This window comes from Streptomyces sp. 135, from assembly GCF_020026305.1.
Taxonomy (GTDB): Bacteria; Actinomycetota; Actinomycetes; order Streptomycetales; family Streptomycetaceae; genus Streptomyces.
Genome location: NZ_CP075691.1, coordinates 8,401,626 through 8,424,088, shown reverse-complemented (window position 1 = coordinate 8,424,088; position 22,463 = coordinate 8,401,626). Strand labels below are relative to the sequence as shown.

The 22,463-nt window shown below is 72.5% G+C and carries 14 protein-coding genes and 2 pseudogenes; 4 read left to right on the top strand and 12 right to left on the bottom strand.

Features of this window, described 5'->3' with window-relative positions; translation table 11 throughout:
- Nucleotides 1-43: 43 nt before the first annotated feature.
- Nucleotides 44-2,452, top strand: a pseudogene (locus KKZ08_RS36905) (penicillin acylase family protein).
- 40 nt (nucleotides 2,453-2,492) lie between these two features.
- Here the strand turns inward: KKZ08_RS36905 and KKZ08_RS36900 are convergent.
- Both KKZ08_RS36900 and KKZ08_RS36895 read right to left on the bottom strand, forming a co-directional pair.
- Entirely contained in the window at nucleotides 2,493-4,043 is a 1,551-nt protein-coding gene (locus KKZ08_RS36900) for an acyl-CoA synthetase (RefSeq protein ID WP_223778585.1), read from the bottom strand.
- Complete coding sequence (locus KKZ08_RS36895; RefSeq protein WP_223778584.1) at nucleotides 4,040-5,152, bottom strand: nitronate monooxygenase family protein; 1,113 nt, start codon at nucleotides 5,150-5,152, stop codon at nucleotides 4,040-4,042. Before KKZ08_RS36895 ends, KKZ08_RS36900 begins: the two co-directional genes overlap by 4 nt.
- 165 nt (nucleotides 5,153-5,317) lie before the next feature.
- Between KKZ08_RS36895 and KKZ08_RS36890 the strand changes: the two genes are divergently transcribed.
- The gene (locus KKZ08_RS36890) at nucleotides 5,318-6,556 is read left to right on the top strand and encodes an FAD-dependent oxidoreductase (protein WP_223778583.1); all 1,239 of its coding nucleotides are present in this window, start codon (nucleotides 5,318-5,320) and stop codon (nucleotides 6,554-6,556) included.
- Here KKZ08_RS36890 and KKZ08_RS36885 read toward each other — a convergent pair.
- Both KKZ08_RS36885 and KKZ08_RS36880 read right to left on the bottom strand, forming a co-directional pair.
- Nucleotides 6,546-7,391, bottom strand: coding sequence for a PaaX family transcriptional regulator C-terminal domain-containing protein (locus tag KKZ08_RS36885; protein WP_223779340.1), 846 nt, complete (start codon nucleotides 7,389-7,391; stop codon nucleotides 6,546-6,548). The genes KKZ08_RS36890 and KKZ08_RS36885 overlap by 11 nt on opposite strands.
- 35 nt (nucleotides 7,392-7,426) lie before the next feature.
- Nucleotides 7,427-8,107 (bottom strand): GNAT family N-acetyltransferase, encoded by a 681-nt coding sequence (locus KKZ08_RS36880; RefSeq protein WP_223778582.1) that lies wholly within the window; start codon nucleotides 8,105-8,107, stop codon nucleotides 7,427-7,429.
- A gap of 133 nt (nucleotides 8,108-8,240) precedes the next feature.
- Here KKZ08_RS36880 and KKZ08_RS36875 point away from each other — a divergent pair, with 133 nt between their 5' ends.
- Nucleotides 8,241-9,287, top strand: a complete 1,047-nt coding sequence (locus KKZ08_RS36875; RefSeq protein ID WP_223778581.1) for an alpha/beta hydrolase — start codon at nucleotides 8,241-8,243, stop codon at nucleotides 9,285-9,287.
- A 2-nt stretch (nucleotides 9,288-9,289) separates the two neighbouring features.
- On the opposite strand, the gene KKZ08_RS36870 is transcribed toward KKZ08_RS36875, so the two are convergent.
- The 5 genes and pseudogenes from KKZ08_RS36870 to rph all read right to left on the bottom strand — a co-directional run bounded on the left by KKZ08_RS36870 (nucleotide 9,290) and on the right by rph (nucleotide 17,436).
- On the bottom strand, nucleotides 9,290-9,916 hold the full coding sequence (locus KKZ08_RS36870) for a TetR/AcrR family transcriptional regulator (RefSeq protein ID WP_223778580.1): 627 nt from the start codon (nucleotides 9,914-9,916) through the stop codon (nucleotides 9,290-9,292).
- Between the two features lie 59 nt (nucleotides 9,917-9,975).
- The gene (locus KKZ08_RS36865; RefSeq protein WP_223778579.1) at nucleotides 9,976-11,529 is read right to left on the bottom strand and encodes an NAD(P)/FAD-dependent oxidoreductase; all 1,554 of its coding nucleotides are present in this window, start codon (nucleotides 11,527-11,529) and stop codon (nucleotides 9,976-9,978) included.
- A gap of 73 nt (nucleotides 11,530-11,602) precedes the next feature.
- Nucleotides 11,603-13,838: pseudogene (locus KKZ08_RS36860) on the bottom strand (serine/threonine-protein kinase).
- Nucleotides 13,820-14,758 carry an oxygenase MpaB family protein gene (locus tag KKZ08_RS36855; protein WP_223778578.1) on the bottom strand — a complete coding sequence of 313 codons (939 nt, stop codon included), beginning with the start codon at nucleotides 14,756-14,758 and terminating at the stop codon, nucleotides 13,820-13,822. The pseudogene KKZ08_RS36860 and the gene KKZ08_RS36855 overlap by 19 nt, the downstream one beginning before the upstream one ends.
- 74 nt (nucleotides 14,759-14,832) lie before the next feature.
- A complete protein-coding gene (rph, locus tag KKZ08_RS36850) occupies nucleotides 14,833-17,436 on the bottom strand; it encodes a rifamycin-inactivating phosphotransferase (protein WP_223778577.1) in 2,604 nt (867 codons plus the stop codon).
- A gap of 406 nt (nucleotides 17,437-17,842) precedes the next feature.
- On the opposite strand from rph, the gene KKZ08_RS36845 reads away from it, so the two are divergent.
- The gene (locus tag KKZ08_RS36845) at nucleotides 17,843-18,859 is read left to right on the top strand and encodes a DUF4073 domain-containing protein (protein WP_223778576.1); all 1,017 of its coding nucleotides are present in this window, start codon (nucleotides 17,843-17,845) and stop codon (nucleotides 18,857-18,859) included.
- A 77-nt stretch (nucleotides 18,860-18,936) separates the two neighbouring features.
- Here the strand turns inward: KKZ08_RS36845 and KKZ08_RS36840 are convergent, their stop codons facing one another.
- From KKZ08_RS36840 to KKZ08_RS36830, 3 genes are all read right to left on the bottom strand, one after another.
- A complete protein-coding gene (locus tag KKZ08_RS36840; RefSeq protein ID WP_223778575.1) occupies nucleotides 18,937-20,124 on the bottom strand; it encodes an acyl-CoA dehydrogenase family protein in 1,188 nt (395 codons plus the stop codon).
- Between the two features lie 116 nt (nucleotides 20,125-20,240).
- On the bottom strand, nucleotides 20,241-20,726 hold the full coding sequence (locus KKZ08_RS36835; protein ID WP_346657908.1) for a ferredoxin: 486 nt from the start codon (nucleotides 20,724-20,726) through the stop codon (nucleotides 20,241-20,243).
- 250 nt (nucleotides 20,727-20,976) lie between these two features.
- Nucleotides 20,977-22,461: a PepSY domain-containing protein gene (locus KKZ08_RS36830; protein ID WP_223778574.1), complete on the bottom strand. Its 1,485-nt coding sequence runs from the start codon at nucleotides 22,459-22,461 to the stop codon at nucleotides 20,977-20,979.
- Nucleotides 22,462-22,463 lie beyond the last annotated feature (2 nt).

Genomic DNA, 22,463 nt, shown 5'->3' with positions numbered 1-22,463 from the left:
GTACGCTCAACCGCTCCTTCCCTCAGCGCAGTTGGGAGGCACCATGCGTACCCGTACGAGACGACTGGCCGCCGCCGCGGTCACCCTGCTGACCGCCGCGGCCCTGCTGCCGTAGCGCGGCGGCCGCGCGCGCGACGCCGGGCCCTCGGGCGGCGGTCTGCACGCCACCGTCCGCTACACGCAGTACGGCATCCCGCACATCCTGGCCAAGGACTACGCGAACCTCGGCTTCGGCACCGGCTGGGCGCAGGCCGCCGACCAGGTGTGCACGCTCGCCGACGGCTATCTGACCGTACGCGGTGAACGCTCCCGTCACTTCGGGCCCGACGCCTCGCCCGGCTCCGCCCTGTCGTCGGCGTCCACGAACCTCGGCAGTGATCTGTACTTCCGTGGCGTACGCGACGCGCGCACCGTCGAGAAGCTCCTGGACCGGCCCGCCCCGGCGGGACCCAGCCGTCAGGTGAAGGAGCTGATGCGCGGCTTCGCCGCGGGCTACAACGCCTGGCTGAAGCAGAACCGCATCACGGACCCGGCCTGCGCCAAGGCCGCCTGGGTCCGCCCGATCACCGCCCTGGACGTGGCGCGGCAGGGCTTCGCCCTGCAGGTGCTCGGCGGGCAGGGGCGCGGCATCGACGGCATCACGGCGGCCCGGCCACCGGGCGCCACGGGCCGGGACCGGAACCGTGCGGCCGATCCGCGCAAGACGGCCGAGGCAGCCCGGGAGCTGTTCTCCGCGCAGGACGCCGACATGGGGTCCAACGCCGTCGCGTTCCACGGCAAGACCACCGCGAACGGCAGGGGCCTGCTGCTCGGCAACCCGCACTACCCCTGGCAGGGCGGGCGCCGCTTCTGGCAGTCGCAGCAGACCATCCCGGGTGAACTGAACGTCTCCGGCGGCTCATTGCTCGGCACCAGCGTGGTCAACATCGGCTTCAACGGCGACGTCGCGTGGAGCCACACCGTCGCCACCGGCGTCACCCTCAACCTGCACCAGCTCACGCTGGACCCGGCCGACCCGACCAACTACCTGGTGGACGGCAAGCCGCACAAGATGACGAAGCGGACCGTCACGGTGCCGGTGAAGGACGGCGCCCCGGTCACCCGCACCCAGTGGTGGACCCGCTACGGCCCCGTCGTCACCGGCCTCGGCCCGCAGCTGCCCCTGCCCTGGTCCGCCACCACGGCGTACGCGCTGAACGACCCCAACGCCGTGAACCTGCGCGGCAGCGACACCAACCTCGGTTTCGGCAAGGCCCGTTCCACGGCCGGCGTGCTCAAGTCGCTGCGCGACACGCAGGGGCTGCCCTGGGTCAACACCGTCGCGGCGGACCGGCGCGGTCACTCGCTGCTCACCCAGTCGCAGGTGCTCCCCCGCATCACGGACGACCTCGCGGAGCGCTGCAGCACCGCCCTCGGCAAGGTCACCTATCCGGCGTCGGGTGTGGCCGTGCTCGACGGCTCGCGGGGCGCGTGCGCGCTCGGCTCCGACAAGGACGCGGTGCAGCCCGGCGTCTTCGGGCCGTCCAGGATGCCGACGCTGAAGGACGCCCCGTACGTGGTGAACTCCAACGACAGCGCCTGGCTGAGCAACGCCGACCGGCCGATCACCGGCTACGAGCGGATCTTCGGCACCATCGGCACGCAGCGTTCGCTGCGCACCCGCGGCGGGGTGGAGGACGTCGCCGGGATGGCGGAGAAGGGCGGTCTGACGGTCGAGGACCTCCGGCGTCAGCAGTTCGCGAACCGGGTGCCCGCGGCCGACCTCGCGGCCGACGACACGGCGAAGGCCTGCGCCGCCCTGCCCGGCGGCACCGCGTGGGGCACTGACGGCAAGGCCGTCGACGTGCGCGAGGCCTGCGAGGTGCTGGCGCGCTGGGACCACCGGATGGACACCGGCAGCCGTGGCGCGCTCCTCTTCGACCGCTTCTGGCGCACGCTGACGGTGACCGTGCCGAAGGAGCGGTTGTGGAAGGTGCCGTTCTCGGCGGCCGACCCGGTGCGCACCCCGCACACCCTGGACACCTCGGCGCCGGGCTTCACGGCCGCGCTGGCCGACGCGGTGGCCGAGCTGGAGCGGGCCGGGATCGCCCTGGACGCGCCGCTGGGCGAGCACCAGTACGTCCTACGCGGCGGCAAGCGCCTGCCGGTCCACGGCGGCACGGAGTCCCTGGGCGTCTGGAACAAGATCGAGGCCGTCTGGGACGCGGAGGGCGGTTACACCGAGGTCGCGCACGGTTCGAGCCACATTCAGGCGGTCGGCTGGGGTGAGAGCCGCTGCCCGAAGGCCCGGACGCTGCTGACGTACGCGCAGTCCTCCGACCCGAACTCTCCCCACTACAGCGATCAGACGCGGCTGTACGCGAAGGAGCGGTGGGTGACGTCACGCTTCTGCGAGAAGGACATCCACCGCGATCCCGCGCTGAAGGTGGTGCGGGTGCGCGAGCGCCGCTGAGGTCGCGGACCGGGCTCTCGGGGGCCCGGCCCGCCTCCGCTCACACGGGGCGCTCGCGCCCTTCCCAGTAGGGGTCGCGCAGCCGCCGTTTGTACAGCTTGCCATTGGGGTCGCGGGGCATCGTCCCGATGAAGTCGACGCTCTTGGGGCGTTTGTAGGCGGCGAGCCGGTGCTCGCAGTGGGCGAGGATCTCGGCGGCGAGCGCGGCGTCGGCGGCCCTGCCCTCGGCGACCTCGACGACGGCCTTGACCTCCTCGCCCCAGTCGTCGTGCGGGATCCCGAAGGCCGCGGCGTCGGCGACCGCCGGGTGGGTCAGCAGCGCCGATTCGATCTCCGCGGGGTAGATGTTCACCCCGCCCGAGATGATCATGTCGATCTTGCGGTCGCGCAGGAAGAGATAGCCGTCCTCGTCGAGGAGCCCGAGGTCCCCGACGGTGAAGAAGTCGCCGATGCGGTTCCTCTTCGTCTTCGTCTCGTCCTTGTGGTACGAGAATCCGCCGGTGGACATCTTCATGTAGACGGTGCCCAGCTCACCGGGGAGCAGCTTGTTCCCGTCGTCGTCGAAGATCGCCAACTCGCTGATGGGCCACGCCTTTCCGACCGTGCCGGGCTTCTTCAGCCAGTCCTGCGCGGTGGCGAAGGCGCCGCCGCCCTCACTGGCCGCGTAGTACTCCTCGACGCACTCGCCCCACCAGCCGATCATCGCCCGCTTCACATGATCGGGGCAGGGAGCGGCGCCGTGGATGGCGTGCCGCATGGAGGACACGTCGTACGCGGCCTTCGTCGCCTCGGGCAGGGCGAGCAGGCGGTGGAACTGGGTCGGCACCATGTGGGTGTGCGTGCAGCGGTGCGCGTCGATGAGGCGGAGCATCTCCTCGGGTGTCCACTTGTCCATCACGACCAGCCGGTGGCCGATGTGCAGGGCGGCGCCCGCGAATTGGAGCACGGCGGTGTGGTAGAGCGGTGAGCAGACCAGGTGGACGTTCCCGTCGAAGGGCTTGATGCCGAAGATGCCGAGGAAGCCGCCGAGGTAGGACTCCTCGGGCAGCTTGCCGGACAGGGGGCGGCGGATGCCGCGTGGGCGGCCCGTGGTGCCGGAGGTGTAGTTCATGACCCAGCCGAGGGTGCGGTCGGCGGGTGCGGACTTTGGCTGACCGTCGAGGAGTTGGGCGTAGGGACGGAAGCCGGGCACGTGTCCGACGGCGTAGCGGTGGGTCGCCGGCAGGCCCGCCTCGTCGGCCGCGGCGACGGCCGCGTCGGCGAACCTCTCGTGCGCGATGAGCACCTTGGCCCCGGAGTCGGCGACGATCCAGGCGATCTCGGGGCCGACCAGGTGGTGGTTGACGGGGACGAGGTAGAACCCGGCCTGGGCGGCGGCCAGGTACGCGGTGAAGAACTCCACGCCGTTGGGCAGCACGACGGCGAACGCGTCACCGCGCTCCAGGCCCGCCGCCCGCAGCCCGTGCACCAACTGGTTGACGCCACCGTGCAGTCGGCCGGCCGTCCACTCGGCGCCGTCGGGGGCGACCAGGACGGTACGGCCGGGGTCGGCGTGGGCTTGCGCCCAGAACCCATTGGGAGGTGTGCTCACGACTGACCGCCCCTTCCCGCGATGCGGTTGACCCGGTCGAGGGCCCGTTCGAAGCCGCGGGTCAGATCGTCGAAGACGGCCTGGACGCTGCGTTCGCTGTTCATCCGGCCGACGATCTGTCCGACCGGGGTGCCGAGCAGCTCCTGTACCTCGTACTTCTGGATGCGGGACACGGCCTCGGCGACGAGGAGCCCTTGGAGCGGCATCGGCAGCGGCCCCGGGCCCTGCGGGTCGTCCCAGGCGTCGGTCCACCGCGTACGCAGCTGCCGTGCCGGTTTGCCGGTCAGGGCGCGGGAGCGGACCGTGTCCCCGGAGCCCGCGGCCAGCAGTTTCCGGGTGAGGGCGGGCGAGTGCAGGTCGGCCTCGGTGGTGGTGAGCCACAGGGAGCCGAGCCAGACGCCCTGCGCGCCGAGCGCGAGCGCGGCCGCGATCTGCTCGCCGCTGCCGATGCCGCCGGCGGCGAGGACCGGCAGCGGCGCGACCGCCTCGACGGCTTCGGGGGTGAGCACCATGGAGGCGATCTCGCCGGTGTGGCCGCCCGCCTCGTACCCCTGGGCCACGACGACGTCGATGCCGGCGTCCGCGTGTTTGCGGGCGTGGCGGGCGCTGCCGGCGAGGGCGGCGACGAGGACGCCCCGGGCGTGGGCGCGCTCGATCACGTCGGCCGGGGGTGAGCCGAGCGCGTTGGCGAGGAGTCCGATCGGGTAGTCGAAGGCGACGTCGAGCTGGTCGCGGGCGACCTGCTCCATCCAGCCTGTGATGCGCCAGCCGGACGCCTCGCCCTCGGCGAGTTCGGGCACTCCGTGCTTGGCGAGGGTGTCCTCGACGAACTGCCGGTGCCCTTCGGGGATCATCGCCTCGACGTCGGCCTCCGTGACGCCTTCGACCTTCTTGGCGGGCATGACGACGTCGAGGCCGTAGGGCCGGCCGTCGACGTGCTCCTGCATCCAGTCGAGGTCCCTGGCCAGTTCGTCCGGCGCCGTGTAGCGGACCGCGCCGAGCACCCCGAACCCGCCCGCCCTGCTGATGGCGGCGGCCACCGCGGGGAAGGGCGTGAAACCGAAGATGGCGTGCTCGGCTCCCAGTCTCTTGCTCAACTCCGTCTGCATGGCCGCAGGATGCCGCAGCGCCCCGGACGAGGGAAGAGATTTTCTGATGCAGTGTCAGGTTCTTTCGCGACCAATGGCTGACCGTGCAGTCGGATTCCTGACCGCTTGGTCAGCTTCCTGACCGATCGGTTAGGGTGGCCGCATCAACGGAGGAAGGACAGCGACATGGAACGCACGACGTGCTGTGTGGTGGGCGGCGGCCCGGCCGGTCTGATGCTCGGTCTGCTGCTGGCCCGGGCGGGGATCCAGGTGACGGTCCTGGAGAAACACGGCGACTTCCTGCGGGACTTCCGCGGTGACACCGTGCATCCGTCGACCCTGCGCCTGCTCGACGAACTCGGCCTCGGGGAGCGCTTCGCCCGCCTTCCCTCCCGCAAGCTCCGGGAGATGCGGATGCGCATCGACGACACGACGGTCGTCGCCGGGGACCTGCGGCACATTCCCGGCCGGCACAAGTACATCGCGATGGTCCCGCAGTGGGACTTCCTCGATCTGCTGGCGGGCGAGGCCGCCACCGAGCCGTCGTTCACGCTGCGGATGCGGACGACGGCGACCGGTCTGCTCACCGACGCCTCGGGCAAGGTCACCGGTGTGCGGTACCGCAGCGACGACGGCACGTCCAGCGAGCTCACCGCCGATCTGACCGTGGCCTGCGACGGCCGCCACTCCCTGGTCCGCGCCGCCGCAGGGCTCACCCCGGTCGCGTACGACGTGCCGATCGACGTCTGGCAGGTCGGCGTGCCCGCGCCGCCCGACGCGACCAAGAGCGGCCGCGTCTTCCTCTCCGTCCGCGACGGCCAGATCGCCGCCACCATGGACCGCGGGGAGTACTACCAGACCTCCTACCTCATCGAGAAGGGCACCGACGCCGAGCTGCGGGCCCATGGAATCGACTGGTTCCGCGACCGGCTGGGTGCGCTGCTCGGCTGGGACCGCACCACGACGGCGGGGATCCGCTCCTGGGACGACGTGAAGCTCCTGGAGGTCACCATGGGCCGCCTGCCCCGCTGGTACACGGCGGGCCTGCTCTGCATCGGCGACGCCGCGCACACCATGTCGCCGGTCGGCGGCGTCGGCGTCAACCTCGCCGTGCAGGACGCCGTCGCCGCGGCTCGCATCCTCGCCGGGCCGCTGCGGCGGGGCCGGGTCGGCGTACACGATCTGGCGCGGGTGCAGAAGCGGCGCCTGTTCCCGACGGTGGTGACGCAGAAGCAGCAGCTCGCCGAGCACGAGATGCTGCTGCGACCGGCGCTGGCGGGAACGCTGCGCGGCGACCGGCTTCCGGTGCCGCTGCGGATGCTGCGCCGGGTGCCCCCGCTGCGGACGGTCGCGGGGTACCTCGGCGGCGTGGGCGTACGTCCGGAGCACGCGCCGGAGTTCGCCCGGCGCGCGCTCAGCCGGTGACCCGGTCCGCCTCCTCCCGCGTGAGGTCGGCGTAGAGGCGGAAGACGGCCGGCCGGGAGCCGCCCTCCTCCCGGGCGCGCAGGGCCGCCCAGCACCGGGCGACCAGCTCCCTGGCCTGCGTGCCGGGCCAGGGGCGGGGCAGCAGTTCGGGCGGCAGGAGCGGATCGGGTTCCATGGCGCGGCTGAGCTCGGCGGCCAACTCGATGGCGATGGTGAGGAGTTCGGCCGGGGCGAGCGCGGCGGAGCCCGTGAGCCGCTTCAGGCACGGGCGGGCGACCCGGGTGAGGCGGTGGTAGCGATCGGCGATCTCCGGCAGGGGCCAGAGGTCGCGGGCCAGTTCGACGGGGTCACGTGTGGTGCCCCTGCACAGGTTCGTCGTGGTGAGGAGGGTGAGCGCGTCGTGCACCTCCATGCGGCGGGCCGCGTCCTCGACGTACGGCTCCCAGGCGTTGGCGCAGACGTACAGCCCGCCTTGGAGCGGGGAGCCGCCGAGGTGGACGAGCGTCTCGCGCAGGGTGTCCCTCGCCGTGCGCGCGGATTCGGGGACCGCGAAGGCGGCCAGGTGCCAGACGCCGTCCCAGGGTGCGTTCCCGGCGTCCTGCCGGAAGGCGTGCCGCAGGAAGTCGGCGTTCGGGGCGAGGGCGCGCACGGTGTCCGCGGTCGCCCGCAGCTCCGCCTTGCGGCCGCGGCCCTCGTGCGTGAACCGGCCCTCCGTGACCAGGCGTTTGACGCAGAGCCTGACCTGCTGGTCGCTCATGCCGAGGGTGTTGGCGACGGCGTACAGCTCGTCGGCGGCGACGGTGCCGTCCTCGCGGATCAGCGCGTGCACGAGCATGCGTGTGGGGACCTCGACCCGGTCCTTCTCGGCGCTCACTGCTCCGTGGTTCCTCTCGTCCCTCGCGCCGCTTCGCCCGCTCCGAGGGCGCGGCGCATGGTGGTCACCGCCCCGAAGCCGAGCAGCCCGCGCAGGTAGGGCGTGCGTTCGGTCCGTACGGCCGTGAAGCCGCGGCGCTCGTACAGGGCTCTGGCGCGCGGGTTGGTGTCGATCACGTCCAGTCTGATCTCCCGGCAGCCGGCCTCCGCCGCCAGGGCGGCCACTTCGTCGAGGAGCAGGCTGCCCACCCCGCGGCCCCGCATCCGCGCGTCCACGGCGATGCCGTCCATCACGAGCTGACCGGGGGCCGGGCGTCGCTCGAAGAGGGCGAGGAGCAGGAGCCGGGGCAGGCCCCGTACGCGACCGTACGCGCGCAGCACGGCGCCGGCCGAGCCTCCGGTGAGGGAGCGCCCTTCGAGCTGGTAGCCGGCGAGGCCGACGAGCCGTCCGCCGAGCAGGGCGCACACCGCGCGATCGGGGTCGAGGTGGGCGGCGATGAAGGGCACCGCCTTCTCCGGAGGGTTCAGCGCCGGACCGAGTTTGCGGCCGAAGGCCTCCCAGTACAGCTCCGCCGCGCGCGGTTCGGCGCCCGCCGGGACGCCCCGCCGGACCGTGATGGATCCACTGCCCCCACCCGGCCCCGCGCGCCCGCTCCTGTCCACCGCGTCGGCTTCCATGACGCCACCCCTCTCCCGCTGCCACCCACGACGCGCGCCGCCGCCGGGATCCAAAACTATCACTTCTAGTACGACCGTGGGAACAGTGATAGTTTCCGTCGTCCCGTCGCCCCTCATCCCGGAGGTAAGCCCCGTGCGCCCATCGATCAAGCCCCACCGGCGAAGACTCCGCATCGCCCTGTGGTCGCTCGTCACCGTCCTGGCCCTCACCGCGGGGCTCGGTGGTGTGGTGGTGTGGCAGAACTCCTACGCCATGGACGAGCGCCGGGTGACGATCCGTCAGGGTGGCCACACCCTGCACGGCGTGCTCACCACTCCCAGAGACGGCCGCGCGCGTCACGGCCTCGTCGTGTACATCCACGGCGACGGGCCGGTCGACGCCACCCACGAGGACGGCTACAAGCCCATGTGGGAGGCGAACGCACGGGCCGGATACGCCTCCCTCTCCTGGCACAAGCCCGGCGTCGCGGGCGCTCCCGGCGACTGGCTCGGGCAGTCCATGGCCGACCGGGCCGACGAGGCGGCCGCCGCCATCGCGTGGGCCCGCGCCCGGCCGGACATCGACGGTCGGCGGATCGGACTGTGGGGTGCCAGCCAGGCGGGCTGGGTCCTGCCGAAGGTCGCGGCGAAGACACCGGTGAGCTTCGTCGTCGCCGTCTCGCCCGCGGTCAACTGGCTCAGGCAGGGCCGCTACCACCTCCTCGCACAACTGCGGGCCGACGGCGCGTCCCGCAGCCGCGTGGACGCCGAGGTGGCCGAGAGCGACGCCACCCGGCGGCTCCTGCGGCGCCGCGCGACCTTCCAGGAGTACGTGCGGGCGCGGGGCGGTGACGCCGGCGGCATGACGGCCGCGCGCTGGGGCTTCATCTCCCGCAATTACCGCGCGGACGCCACGGAGGATCTGCGGGCCCTGCGCGGCATACCGGTACTGCTGGTCCTCGCGGGGCACGACCTCAACGTGGACACCGCCGACACGGAACGCGTCTACCGCAAGGTGCTGGCGGGCCATGGCTCCCTGACGGTCGAGCATTACCCGGACGCGGCCCACTCCCTGGTCAAACGGTCCGTCGAGCGGTCCGGCACGAGGACCACGCTCACCGCGCTCTTCGCCCCTCGCGCGCTCTTCGCCGACGGGTTCCTGGACGGCCAGCGACGGTTCCTGCGCTGGCCGGGCCGATAGGTTCAGTCGCGGCTCTCGATGGCGTACAGCGTGAACCTCTCCAGTTCGTCCGCCGCCGCGTCCAGGTCCAGGCCGGGGTGGACGAGCCAGTGCGCGACCACCCCGTCGATCGCGCCGCCGATGGCGAGGGCGACCGTCGGCGGGTCGAACTCCCGCAGCACGCCCGCCCGTTGACCGGCGGCGAGGAGATCGGCGAGGGCGTTCCAGCGGCCCGCCGTGTCATGGCCGCCGGGGTTCTTGAGCCGGGTGCCGTCGGCGTCGTCGAGGAGCATCTCGGTGATCACGCGCACGTGACGGCGGTTGTCCCGCTGGTAGCCGATCATCGCCCGCACGTAGGCGACGACGGCCGCGCGCGGGTCCGGCGCGGCGGCCACCTTCTCGTCCACATACGCGGTGAACCGTTCGACGACGTACGCGAGGGTGGCCCGGGCGAGGTTGTCCTTGGACGCGAAGTGGTAGAGGACCGCGGCCTTGGACAGGCCCGCCCGCTCGGCGATCGCCGCGAGCGACGTCGCCGGGTAGCCCTTGGAGGAGATCAGGTCGATCGTGCACTCGATGAGCTGACCGCGGCGGGCCTGTTCGATGAAGGTCGGCGTGCCGTCCCCTCGGTCCCCTCGGCGGGAAGCCATCGTGCGGCACCCCTTTCGTCGCTCGCGCCGGTGATCGACGTCCGACCGTACACCAGCGGCTATTCGCCCAGAGCGGCCATGGCGGCGTTGTGCCCCGGGATGCCGCTGACGCCTCCGCCGCGCACGGCGCCCGCCCCGCACAGCAGCACGTTCGCGTGCCGGGTCGCCACGCCCCAACGCCCGCTCCCCTCATCCGCATAGGGGAAGGCGAGGTCGCCGTGGAAGATGTGGCCGCCGGGCAGCCGCAGGTCCCGTTCCAGGTCGAGCGGGGTCTTCGCCTCGACGCAGGGGCGGCCCTCTGCGTCCAGCGCGAGGCAGTCGGCGATCGGCTCGGCGAGGTGCGCGTCGAGCTGGGCGAGCGTCGTCCTCAGGAGGTCGGCGCGTACGGCGTCGTTGTCCCGTGCGAAGAGCCGGGCGGGTGTGTGCAGGCCGAAGAGGGTGAGGGTCTGGTAGCCGCGCTCGACCAGGTCGGGGGCGAGGATCGTCGGGTCGGTGAGCGAGTGGCAGTAGATCTCGGAGGGCGGCACCGCGGGCGTGGCGCCGCCCGCGGCCTGGGCGTACGCCGTCGCCAACTCCTCGTACCCCTCGGCGATGTGGAAGGTCCCCGCGAAGGCGTCCCGTGGGTCGACGGAGGTGTCGCGCAGCCTCGGCAGCCGCTTGAGCAGCATGTTGACCTTGAACTGGGCGCCTTCGGCGGGCGCGGGCGGCTCCTCGCCGAGGAGGGCGGCGAGGGCCTGCGGGGAGGCGTTGACGAGGACGTGGCGCGCGGCGACGGTCCGCTCGCCGCTGTCGCCCTCCCGGTAGGTGACCTCGCCGCGCCGCCCGTCGGTGTCGATCCGCGTCACCTCGCACCCCGTGCGCAGCCGTGCGCCCGCGATGCGAGCGGAGTCGGCGAGGGCGCCGGTGAGGGCGCCCATGCCGCCGACGGGCACGTTCCAGTCGCCGGTGCCGCCGCCGATGACGTGGTAGAGGAAGCAGCGGTTCTGCCGCAGGGCCGGGTCGTGGGCGTCGGCGAAGGTGCCGATGAGGCCGTCGGTGAGGACGATGCCGCGTACGAGGTCGTCGGCGAAGCGCTCCTCGATCGCCGTGCCGATGGGCTCCTCGAAGAGGGTGCGCCAGGCGGTGGCGTCGTCGACGCGGTCGCGCAGTTCGTCGCGGCTGGGCAGGGGCTCGGTGAGCGTGGGGAAGACGCGGCGGGCGACCTGCCCGGTCATGGCGTAGAAGTTCCGCCAGGCTTCGTACTCGCGGCTGTCGCCGGTGAGCCGCGCGAAGGCCTGCCGGGTGCGGGCCTCGCCGCCCCCGACCAGCAGGCCGGTGGGGCGGCCCGCGCGCTCGGTCGGGGTGTACGAGGAGATGGTGCGCGTCCGCACCCTGAAGTCCAGGTCGAGATCCCGGACGATCTTCTTCGGAAGGAGGCTGACGAGGTACGAGTACCGGGACAGCCGCGCGTCGACCCCGGCGAAGGGCCGACTGGACACGGCGGCGCCCCCGGTCCCGCCGAGCCGCTCCAGAAGCAGCACGGACCGCCCGGCGCGGGCGAGGTAGGCGGCGGCGACGAGACCGTTGTGACCACCGCCGACGATGACGGCGTCGTACGCATCGCGATCAGGCATGACTCTTCCTAGCACGCGGGCCCGCGCTTGGGGACCCGCCTGTCCGGGGCGCCTGCCCGGTCCCTCGATGTGCTCAGAGGCCTCCGGAAGCCCGCTGCTGACGGAGCGCCGCCACCCGGCGGTAGAGCTCGACCGCCTCCGTGCCGCGGCCCAGTTGTTCCAGGCAGTGCGCCTCGTCGTTGCGGCTGGCGAGGGTGTCGGGGTGGTCGGCGCCGAGCACCTGTTCCCGGGCGGCCGCCACCCCGCGGTACTCGGTGAGGGCGTCGGACCAGCGGCCGAGCCAGCCGAGGCAGACGGCGACCTCGCGACGGCTCACCAGGGTGTCGGGGTGGTCGGGGCCAAGGACCCGCTCCCGTAGGGCACACACGTCCCGGGCCTCCGCGAGGGCTTCCTCCCAGCGGCCCTGGCGGCCGAGGTTCACGCCGAGGCCGTGCCGGGCCCGCAGCGTCTCGGGGTCCGCGGGGCCGTTGACGCGCGTACGGTCCTCGATCAGGTCGCGGTACAGCTTCAGGGCCTCGGCGCTGCGGCCGAGCCTGCCGAGGCTGATGCCGACTTCATAGCGGGCGGCGAGCGTGTCGGGGTGGTCGGGGCCGAGCGCCCGCACCCGTGCGTCGGCGACTTCCCGATACGTGTGCAGGGCCTCCGGCCAGCGCCCCAACTGCCCGAGCGCGTAAGCGACTTCGTACCGCGTCACCAGGGTGTCGGGGTGCGTCGGGCCGAGCACACGCGCGCGGGCCGCCGCCACTTGTTCCGCCAGCCGGTAGGAGTCCTCCAGGCGGCCGAGGCGGCTGAGGTTGTAGGCGAGGTTGTGGCGGCAGCGCAGCGTGTCCGGGTGGTCGGGGCCCGCCGTGCGTTCACGGACGGCGAGCACCGAGGTGTACATCTGGTGGGCCTCGAAGTGCCGCCCGAGCTGGCCGAGTACGTACGCCATCTCCTGGCGGGCGGCGAGCGTCTCGGGGTGCTCGGCGCCGAGGGAGCGCTCCCGGCCCTGGGCGACCCGGTCGTACTCGCGCAGCGCGTCGGCGGCGCGGCCGGTGCGGCTGAGGGTGAAGCCGACCTCGTACCGGCTGGCGAGCGTGTCGGGATGGTCGGGGCCGAGGGCGTGCTCACGCTCGGCGGCGACCGCGCGGTGCACCTCGCCCGCCTCCTCCCAGCGGCCGAGCCTGCCGAGGCTGAGGCCCGCGTTGTGGCGGCTGGTGAGGGTGGCGACCAGCTCCGGCGGTGGCGCGGGCCGCTCGGGCCTCGGGGCGCGCCGCCCGGCGCGCGTCGGTGCGCGGGATCCACTCGCCGGTCAGACCGGCCGCCGCGTCGGGCGGTGTGGCGCGCAGCACGGAGGCGCCGGTCGCCTTGTGTCCGGTGGTCATGCCGCGGGTCCAGGAGGGCAGCCGCGCCTCACCGGCGGACGACGCCGCGGGGCGGCGCAGCGGGGGCGTGGCGACGGTCGGGACGTACGGGGGTGTGGCGCGTCCGTCGGCGACGCGGCGGCGCACCTCACGCGCGTCCGGCGGCCGGTCGGCGGGGTCCTTGGCGAGCAGGTCCAGGACGATGCGCTCGAAGTAGGCGGGCAGCTCACCGCGGTGTCGGCGCGGCGGCGCGGGCGTCGTGTCGCGATGTCCGACGAGGACGGCCCAGGCGTCCTCCAGGTCGAAGGGCGGGGCCCCGGTGGCGATCTCGTAGAGCACGCAGCCGAAGGAGTACAGGTCGCTGCGCTGGTCGACGGGTTCGCCGCTGATCTGCTCGGGCGACATGTAGTGCGGTGTGCCCATGGCGATGCCCGTGCCGGTCAGGCGTGAGGTGAAGCCGATGTCGGCGCCGAGCCTGGCTATGCCGAAGTCGCAGATCTTCACGGTGCCGTCGGAGAGCAGCATGATGTTCGCGGGCTTCAGGTCCCGGTGCACGATGCCCTGTTCATGGGTGTACGCGAGGGCCGCGGCGACCTGGTCGGCGATCTCCACGACGTCGGCGACGGGCAGCGGGTGCTGTTTGTTGTCCTCCAGGAGCTGGCTGAGGTTGCGGCCTTCGAGGAGCTCCATCACGAGGTACAGCACGCCGTCGTGCTCGCCGAAGTCGTGGACGACGGTGACGCCGCGGTGCTGGAGCGCCGCCGCGACGCGCGCCTCGCGCCGGAAGCGCTCGCGCAGCACGCGCGTGAAGGACTGGTCGTGCTGGGGCCCCATCGGCTTGAGGCACTTGACGGCGACGTGCCGTCCGAGCGACTCGTCGCGCGCCCGCCACACCTCGCCCATGCCGCCGCGCCCGATCAGATCCAGGAGTCGGTAGCGGCTCTGGATCAGCCTGGTGTCCGCCATGTCGCGCTGTCGCCCCCGTTGCCTCGCTGCGCCCTCCCCGGCCCGTCCAGTATGGCGTCCCCTCTGTCGAGTTTGTACGGGGCCGGGCGGCTGCCGGGACCGAGGCGGGCCATGGCGCTCAGGACGTGCTTCGGCGGAAGTTGCCAGCGCACACGCGCGGGGACGGTGCGCAGGATGGTGCCGGTGCGGACCAGGGTGCGGGTCACCGTGGCGGCCGGCGGGGCGGGTCTGCCGTACAGCCGGTGGGCGTACGGCGGCAGGGAGGCGTACGCCAGATCGGCCACGCGCCGCCACAGCAGGGCGCGCGCCGGGGTGAGCAGGCGGTGCGTCGGCGGCCTGCGGAGGAAGTCGTCGACGGCGCGGGCGTCGGGCCCGGCGGCGAGTTCGGGGCGCACCCTCTCGAAGTACGCGGCGAGTTCGGCCGTCGAGCCGGGGACCTCGCCGGGGTCGAGGCCGACGAGCCGGGCGCTGTGCCGGTGCTCGTCGACGTACCGGTCGGCGAGCGTGTCCGTCATCCGGATCCCCGAGCGGCGTACGACATGGAGGTAGGAGCCGATCTCGGCGCAGTGCACCCAGAGCAGCAGCGCCGGCTCGTCGACGCCGTACCGCTCCCCCGTGTCCGGGTCGGTGGCCCCGAGCATGGCGTGGATCTTGCGGACGCGGGCGCCCGCCTTCTCGGCCGCCTCGGTGGTGCCGTAGGTGGTGGTGCCGACGAAGCGGGCGGTGCGCATCAGGCGCCCCCAGGCGTCCTTGCGGAAGTCGCTGTTCTGCATGACGCCTCGGACGGCCCGGGGGTGCAGGGCCTGGAGGTACAGGGCGCGTATCCCGGCGACCCACATCATGGGGTCGGAGTGCACCTGCCAGGTCACGGACTCCGGCCCGAAGAGACCGGGGTCGGGCTCACGCGCGGGCTCGGGCATGGTGCCTCCCCTTCCTGGCGGCGGCCTGGCCCAGCCGCACCGTACGCCGCCGCCTGCGGTCGAGGGCAGGATACTCAGGACAGGAGTTCGACGTACCCGTCCGTCCCGTGCACCCGGATCCGCTGCCCGTCCCGGATCAGCCGGGTGGCTTGCTCCACCCCCACGACAGCCGGCAAGCCGTACTCGCGGGCGATCACCGCGCCATGGGTCATCGGACCGCCGACCTCCGTCACCAGGCCCTTGATCGCGACGAACAGGGGCGACCAGCTGGGGTCGGTGAAGGCCGTGACCAGGATGTCGCCCGCCTCCAGATCGGCGTCCGCCATGTCGAGGACGACGCGGGCCCTGCCCTCGATGGTCCCGACGGAGACCGGCAGGCCGACCAGGGCCCCGGCCGGCACGTCCGCGCGCCGGTACGCCCCGCAGACGCCCTCGCCGTCCGATGTGAGCACCCGGGGCGGTGTGAGCGCCCGGTACGAGCGGAAGGCCTCCTTGCGTTCCTGGATGAGCCTTCCGTCCGCCTGCCCCGAGCGCACGACGTCGTGCAACTCCTGGAACGTCAGGTAGAAGGCGTCCTCCTTCTCGGCGAGCACGCCGTCCCGCACGAGGCGCCCGGCCTCCGCCAGCAGGGCCTGCTTGTAGACGAAGGAGCGGCTGACGATGTCGTACTTCGGGTACTCGCGGTAGCCGATGAAGGTGCGGACCCGGTCGATCATCGCCTTCGTCTCGGCGGCCTTCCGCTCCCCGTCCGGCAGTGTCCGCAAGCGGGCCAGGACGTCCCCCTCCTTCTTCAGGGCCGCCTGACGCCCTTCCTCGAAGCGCCGCCGGGCGGCGCCGGGCTCGAAGTTCCTGACGTTGTCGAGGATCACGGGTACGAGCGCCGAGGGGTGCTCGCGCCACCGCGGCCTCGTGAGGTCGATCTCGCCGACGCAGCGCATGCCGTACCGGTCGAGGTAGGCCTCGAAGGCGTCGCGCGCCGCGCTCCCGCCCGGAAGCTTCGCCAGTTCGTCCAGGAAGTCGTCGTCCTCGACCCCTTGCAAGAAGGCCACCACTTCCGGATACGGACGGACCACATCCGCGACGTCGAGCAGGGCAAGGCCCATCTCCGACGTGACGTTGCCGGGGGCGGACAGCGTGAGCGTGTCGGCCGCGTTCTTCTCCCCGAGCCACTCCCGCAGCTTGTCGTTGAGCCACCAGGTGGCGTCCATCCCGGCCATGATCACCCGCATGTTCAGCGGATCGCCGAGGACGCGCTTGTGCTCCTCGAAGGCCTCCTCCAGCAGAAAGTCGAAGAGCGCCGGTCCCGTCTTGGTACGGATGTCGCGCTCCAGGGCGGCGACGGAGGTCCGGCTGCGCTCGACCAGCCCGGTGACGATGGCCGGATCGGTGGCGACGGGGGCGGGGGCGGGGGCGGGGGCGGGGGCGCCACCAGTGGGGCCGGGACCCTCGTCCGGGAGGGACGGGATGAAGTCCGCGCGGTCGAGGACGGTCTCCAGCGCGTCCCTGATCAGCGGATCGCCTCTCCCCACGGCATCCAGCAGGGCGTCGCGGCTCGCGGGTGAGGCCAGGCGCCGGGTGACGTCGACGAACAGTCTGCCGCCGGCGGCGTGCATCGGCACCATGGCCGTCAGCTGCCACATGGAGAGCCCCAGCGGCTTCATGGGGTCGGTCATCATCTGCTGGTGGCCGACGGAGACGTAGACGTGGTTCTCCTGGTCGTCGGCCTCCGGAATGGGGAACAGCGTCGTGATCGGCCGGCTCTGGACGATGCGGAAGCCGTCATCGGCCAGGCACCATTCGATGTCCTGCGGGCGGCCGAAGTGCGCTTCGATCCGCCGCCCGAGCCGTACGAGTTCCACGACCTGCTCGTCCGTCAGCGCCGGCTGCTCCTGTTGCCGCGCGTCGACGGCCACTTCCCGCGTACCGCCGGTCGCCACGGCGTGCAGGGCACGGTGTTTGGCGGCGATCGTCCTGGCGACGACTTCACCGTGCCGCACCTTGTAGACGTCCGGGTTGACCAGGCCGGAGACCATGGCCTCGCCCAGGCCGAAACCGGCGTCCACGGTGGCGGCCGTGCGGTCACCCGTGACGGGGTCGGCCGTGAACAGGATGCCCGCCGCCCGCGGGAAGACCATCCGCTGCACGACCACGGCCATGTGGACCGCGCGGTGGTCGATGCCGTTGCGCCGGCGGTAGGTGACGGCCCGCTCGGTGAACAGCGAGGCCCAGCACCGGCTGATGTGCCGCAGGATCTCCGTCGGCCCCACGACGTTCAGGTAGGTGTCCTGCTGGCCGGCGAAGGAGGCCGTCGGCAGGTCCTCCGCCGTCGCGCTGGACCGTACGGCGTAGGCCTCTTGCTCGCCGAGCCGGGCGAGGGCGCGGGTGACGGCCGCCGTCAGATCGTCCGGGACCGGAGTCCCTTCGATGATCCGGCGGATCTCCGCGCTGAGCGTGCGGATCGCTTCCTGGTCGTCCAGGTCGAGGCGCGACAACCGGTCGAGCCGTTCGTCGAGCGACGGCACGTGCGCCATGGCCCGCCGGAAGGCGTCCGTCGTCACGCAGAAGCCGTCCGGGACGTGGATGCCCTCGATCCGCGACAACCCGCCCAAGTGCGCGCCCTTGCCGCCGACCAGCGCGACGCTGGTCTCGTCGATCTCCCGGTCCCGGAGACCCACCACGTACGGCTCACTCGTCGCGACACCTCCGGGGCCGGCTTCCGTGTTCCCTCGCCCTTGCCCTGGCACTGCACTAGGCACGTCGTGTCCTCATTCCCGCAGGTCGTGGCTTTGGCCGCTGATTCTGCGGCACGACCGGGGCCTTGCCGCAAGCCCCCCGGTGCGCTATAAGTTGAGAGTGGCAAGGAGAGAGTCCTCCTTGCCTTTGTCATTTCCTGCCGTCCACTGGAATGGCCGGTGCGGGTAGAAGCGCTGGGCCCCCGCTCGGGTTCGCGTACGCGCCCCGCATCCCATGTGTTCATGATCCCTACACGCATACGCCCCTCCTGCGTGGCAGGGAAGGCACTCGCTCCCGTGAGGTTCGCGGACAGCACACCCCGCACCTTTCATCACCACCATGGAGCCAGGCATGGACCGCAGAACCCTTCTCGCCACGAGCGGCGGCGCCTTGGCGACCGCCGCCGTCGCCCCGCAGGCCCACGCCCTCCCCGCCGGGCGCACGGAGCGGGGCCGCGGCCGGGACGTCGTACGGTTCAACGTCATCAGCGACATCCAGGGCGACCTGCGGGACTTCGGCCGGGCCCTGGACGACATGGCGGCCGTCAACCCGCGCAGCGCGGGCCTCGCCGTGGCGGGCGACATCACGCCGCGCGGCTACGACTTCGAGTACGCGCAGGTCGCCGCCGAACTCCGGCGGCACCCGCGGCCCCGCGACACGGCCTGGGCGATCGGCAACCACGAGTTCTACGTGCCGAAGTGGCGCGACCCCGACACGCTCGCCCAGGAGACCTGGCCCAACGGGACCACCGAGGAATCGCTCTTCCGCAGCTTCTACCGGTTCGCGGGGCGCGGCACGGTCCACGCGGAGACGTCCTTCGTCTCCGTCCCGGTCATCACCCTCGGCACGGAGCGCTACGCGCACTACCACGACGCCAGGCTCTGGGACGAAGTCTGGCTGAGCGACGCGCAGTTCACGTGGCTGGAGGACCGCCTGTGGTACTGGTCGCGCCGCCGCAGGCCGGTCATGGTCATCACCCACCACCCGCTGCCCAACACGGTCTCCGGCACCCGCAACAAGCTCTACGCGAGCGACTACCTCCAGGCCGACCGCCTGTTGGGCCTGCTCGGCCGTCACCCCGACGTCTTCCTCTTCTCCGGCCACACCCACTGGGACCTCGACCTGTCCGACTGGGTGGTACGCCGCGTCGTGCCCGGTACCGCCAACCTCAGCGGGTTCACCGTGGTCAACACCGGCGCGATCCAGACCGGTTACCGCGACGACGGCAAGGGCGGCGAGGTCGCCGTCGAGGGCTCCTTCAATCAGGGCCTCCAGGTCGAGGTGCACAAGGACGCGGTCGTCATCAAGGCCCGCGACTTCGGCCGCCGCGCCTGGCTGAAGCAGATCACGGTCCCGCTGACCCGCTGAGGGGCGACCGACGCGGACGGGGGGCTGGCCGGCGTCGCGCCGGATCAGCGGCGGCTCAGCGGCGGCTCAGCGGCGGCTCAGCGGCGGACCCTCGGCATTCCCAGGCCGATCCACGAGATGATCTCGCGCTGGATCTCGTTGTTGCCGCCGCCGAAGGTGAAGATGACCGCGGAGCGGTAGCCGCGTTCCAGTTCGCCGTGGAGGACCGCGCCCGCCGAACCTTCCTTCAGGGCGCCCGCCGCGCCGACGACCTCCATGAGCCAGGCGTACGCGTCCCTGCGCGCCTCGGAGCCGTAGACCTTGACGGCGGAGGCGTCCTGGGGGGTGAGTGTGCCGTCCTGGACGGCGTTCACCATCTGCCAGTTGAGGAGCTTCATCGCGTCGAGCCGGGTGTGCGTCTTCGCCAGGCACCGGCGGACCCAGGCGAGATCGACGACACGGCGGCCGTCGGTGAGCTTGGTTTCCATGGCCCAGCGCTGGACGTCGTGCAGGGCGCGGATGGCCATGGTGCCGTGGGCGGCGAGGGTGACGCGTTCGTGGTTGAGCTGGTTGGTGATCAGGCGCCAGCCCTTGTTCTCCTCGCCGACGCGGCGGGAGACCGGGACGCGGATGTTCTCGTAGTAACTCGCGGTGGTGTCGTGCGAGGCGAGGGTGTTGATGACGGTGCAGGAGTAACCCGGGTCGCTGGTGGGGACCAGGAGCATCGTGATGCCCTTGTGGAGCGGGACGCCTTCCTCGGGGGTGGCGGTGCGGACGGCGAGCCACACCCAGTCCGCGGTGTCGCCGTTGGTCGTCCAGATCTTCTGCCCGTTCACGACGTACTCGTCGCCCTCCCTGACCGCCCTGGTCTTGAGCGCGGCGAGGTCGGTGCCCGCGTCGGGTTCGCTGTAGCCGATGGCGAAGTCGAGCTCCCCGGAGAGGATCTTCGGCAGGAAACGGCTCTTCTGCTCCTCCGTGCCGAACTGCATGATCGTGGGGCCGACGGTGTTCAGGGCCATGAGGGGCAGGGGGACGCCGGCCTGCGCGGCCTCGTCGAAGAAGATGAACTGCTCCATGGGCGAGAGCCCCCGCCCGCCGTACTCCTCGGGCCAGCCGACGCCGAGCCAGCCGTCCGCGCCCAGGCGTCGGACGGTCTCACGGTAGAACCGCTTCCGGGCGGCGGGGTCGGCGTAGCGCGCGTGCACGTGGTCCGGCACCAGTTCGGCGAAGTACGCACGCAGCTCGGTGCGCAACTGCTGCTGCTCGGGCGTGTATTCGAGGTGCACGGCCCCTCCAGGCTCTCACTGGCTCGCTCGGCCCCGGACTTGACGGCGCACACAGTAGAACGCGTTCCAGAAATAGGGAATGCCGGTGACGCGGGGCGGGCAGGGCACCTGCCGAGTCAGCCCAGGGTCGTGAGGAAGGCGTCGCAGGCCTTCGCGCAGCGTCGGCACGCCTCCGCGCAGGCGGCCGAGCCGGGGAGGGGGTCGCAGAGGGCGGCGCACTGGAGACAGATGGCGCGGCACCATTCGACCTGCGCACGGACCCGTTGCTCGTCCTGCTCGTCCTGGTCGACCTGGTCGACCTGGTCGGCGAGGAGCCGCGCGGTCGCGTCGCACACGTCGGCGCAGGCGGTGTCGAGACGGGGTGCGTCGCCCGGTCCTGGCGGGCCGTGCCGCCGCGCACACGCGCGTACGCAGTCCTCGCAGGCCTGCGCGCAGGCGAAGCGGTCCTCCAGATACCGGACGAGTTCGTGGCGACCGAGCTCCCGCCGCTCGCTCGCGGGCACGGGAGCCCGAGGTTGTTCCGTCGGCGCGGAGTCGGGTCCGGGGGCGGTGGCGGGGTGCGCGGCCTGCGGCGAGGCCGGTGAGGATGTCGTGCCTGTCACGGGACCTCTCCCTTCGACCCCGAACGAGTAGCCGGGGCCCTGCGGGTCAAACCCGAGCCAAGCCGTTCGCCAGCCCGTTCCGGACGCGGACGCCCACCTGCCCGTCGCTCCGCGGCATGAGGGAGCCCCGCCGCGACGGGGGAGACACGGCGGGGCCCAACCTTTCGAGTGCCCGCTACGGAGCCGGTCACACCCATGGAGCGGAACCTCATTGCGGCGGGACCGCGCGGAACCGGGCGACCCGGCGCCCTCAGGCGTACGTACGCCTCCCCCGCCGGTACGCGATCTCCCCCAGCACGACGTCCACGGCGAGGAACACCGCCAGCGGAATGCCCAGCAGCGGCACGAAGTAGCCGAGGACCGCGACCGCCACCATCAGCGGGACCAGGAGGTACGCCGGTACGTCCCGCCAGGCGCCGCGTGCCATGGGCCGGCCGAAGGAGGTCCCCCGGCCGCGCTGCCACCACATGCGGTAGCCCCATACGATCAGCAGGATCAGGCCGAGGGCGAGCGCGGCGAGCGCGATCTGGTTGGCGACGCCGAACAGCGAACCGGCGTGCGCGTCGATGCCCCAGCGCGTCAGCTTCGCCAGCACGGGGTAGTCGTCGAACCGCAGGACTTCGGTCACCTCCCCGTTCGCCGGGTCCACCGCGACCGAGTCCTGCTTCTCGGGCCAGCTGCGCTGGACCTGCTTGACGACGTACGCCGACGCCTCGTCGGCGGGCGGGACGATCTCCACCGGGTCCGAAAGCCCTTGGCCGCGCGCGGACTTCAGGACCGCGTCGAGACCCACGTCGGCCGCCTCCCGCCCGCTCCCGGCGCCCGCCGAGGCACCCGAACCGCTCGCGCCGCCGTGCTCGGAGTGCTCGCCCGCGCCGTCCGCCCCCGGCTCCGCTCCCGGCTCGACGCTCGCCGTCACCGCGGGCGTCGTCTGGCCGAGGGCCTCCCGCAGGTCGGCGACGCTCTGGCCGGCGTACGTCGACCAGGTCAGCCCCGTCGCGGAGAGGAAGAACAGCCCGACCGCCGTCCAGACCCCCACCGCGCCGTGCAGGGACAGCGTGCGGCCCCGGCCCGTCGTGTTCCGCCGCTTCCGCTGCGACCTGCGGCGCCCGAACCACAGGACGAGGCCGCCGCCCGCGATCACCCAGAGCCAGCTGGCCGCGAGTTCGCTGTAGAGGCGGCCGGGCTCGCCGAGGTGCAGATCGCGGTGGAGCCCGTCGATCCAGGTGCGCAGCGGCAGCGCGCCGGACGCCCCGTACTGCTCCAGGGCACCGCGCACCTCCGCCGTGTACGGGTTCACGAAGACGGCCAGCGTGCGGTCGGGGTCGACGCCCGGCACCTCGGACAGCAGGACCCGTGTGGTGGCGCCCTCCTCCGGCGCGGGCCGGATCGCGCTGATCATCCCCTCCGGGTGCGCCTCGCGGGCCGCGGCCACCTGCCGGCTCAGGGGCAGTTCGCTCTTGCCGGCCGCTATCGGCACGCGGAGTTCATCGGCGTACACGTACTTCTCGACTTGGTACGAGCCCGCGTACAGAAGGCCCGTCACGGCCGCGACCAGGAGGAACGGCGCGATGAGCAGCCCGGCGTAGAAGTGCAGCCGCAGGACCAGCGGACGCAGCGACGCCCAGCCGGACCGCTTGGCGGCGGGCCGGGCCCCCGAGGCGTGGGGCGGCTTCGAAGGCTCGGCTGGCTGCCGTCCGTCGTCTTCGGCGAGGACGGTGGGTTCGGCGGGCATGA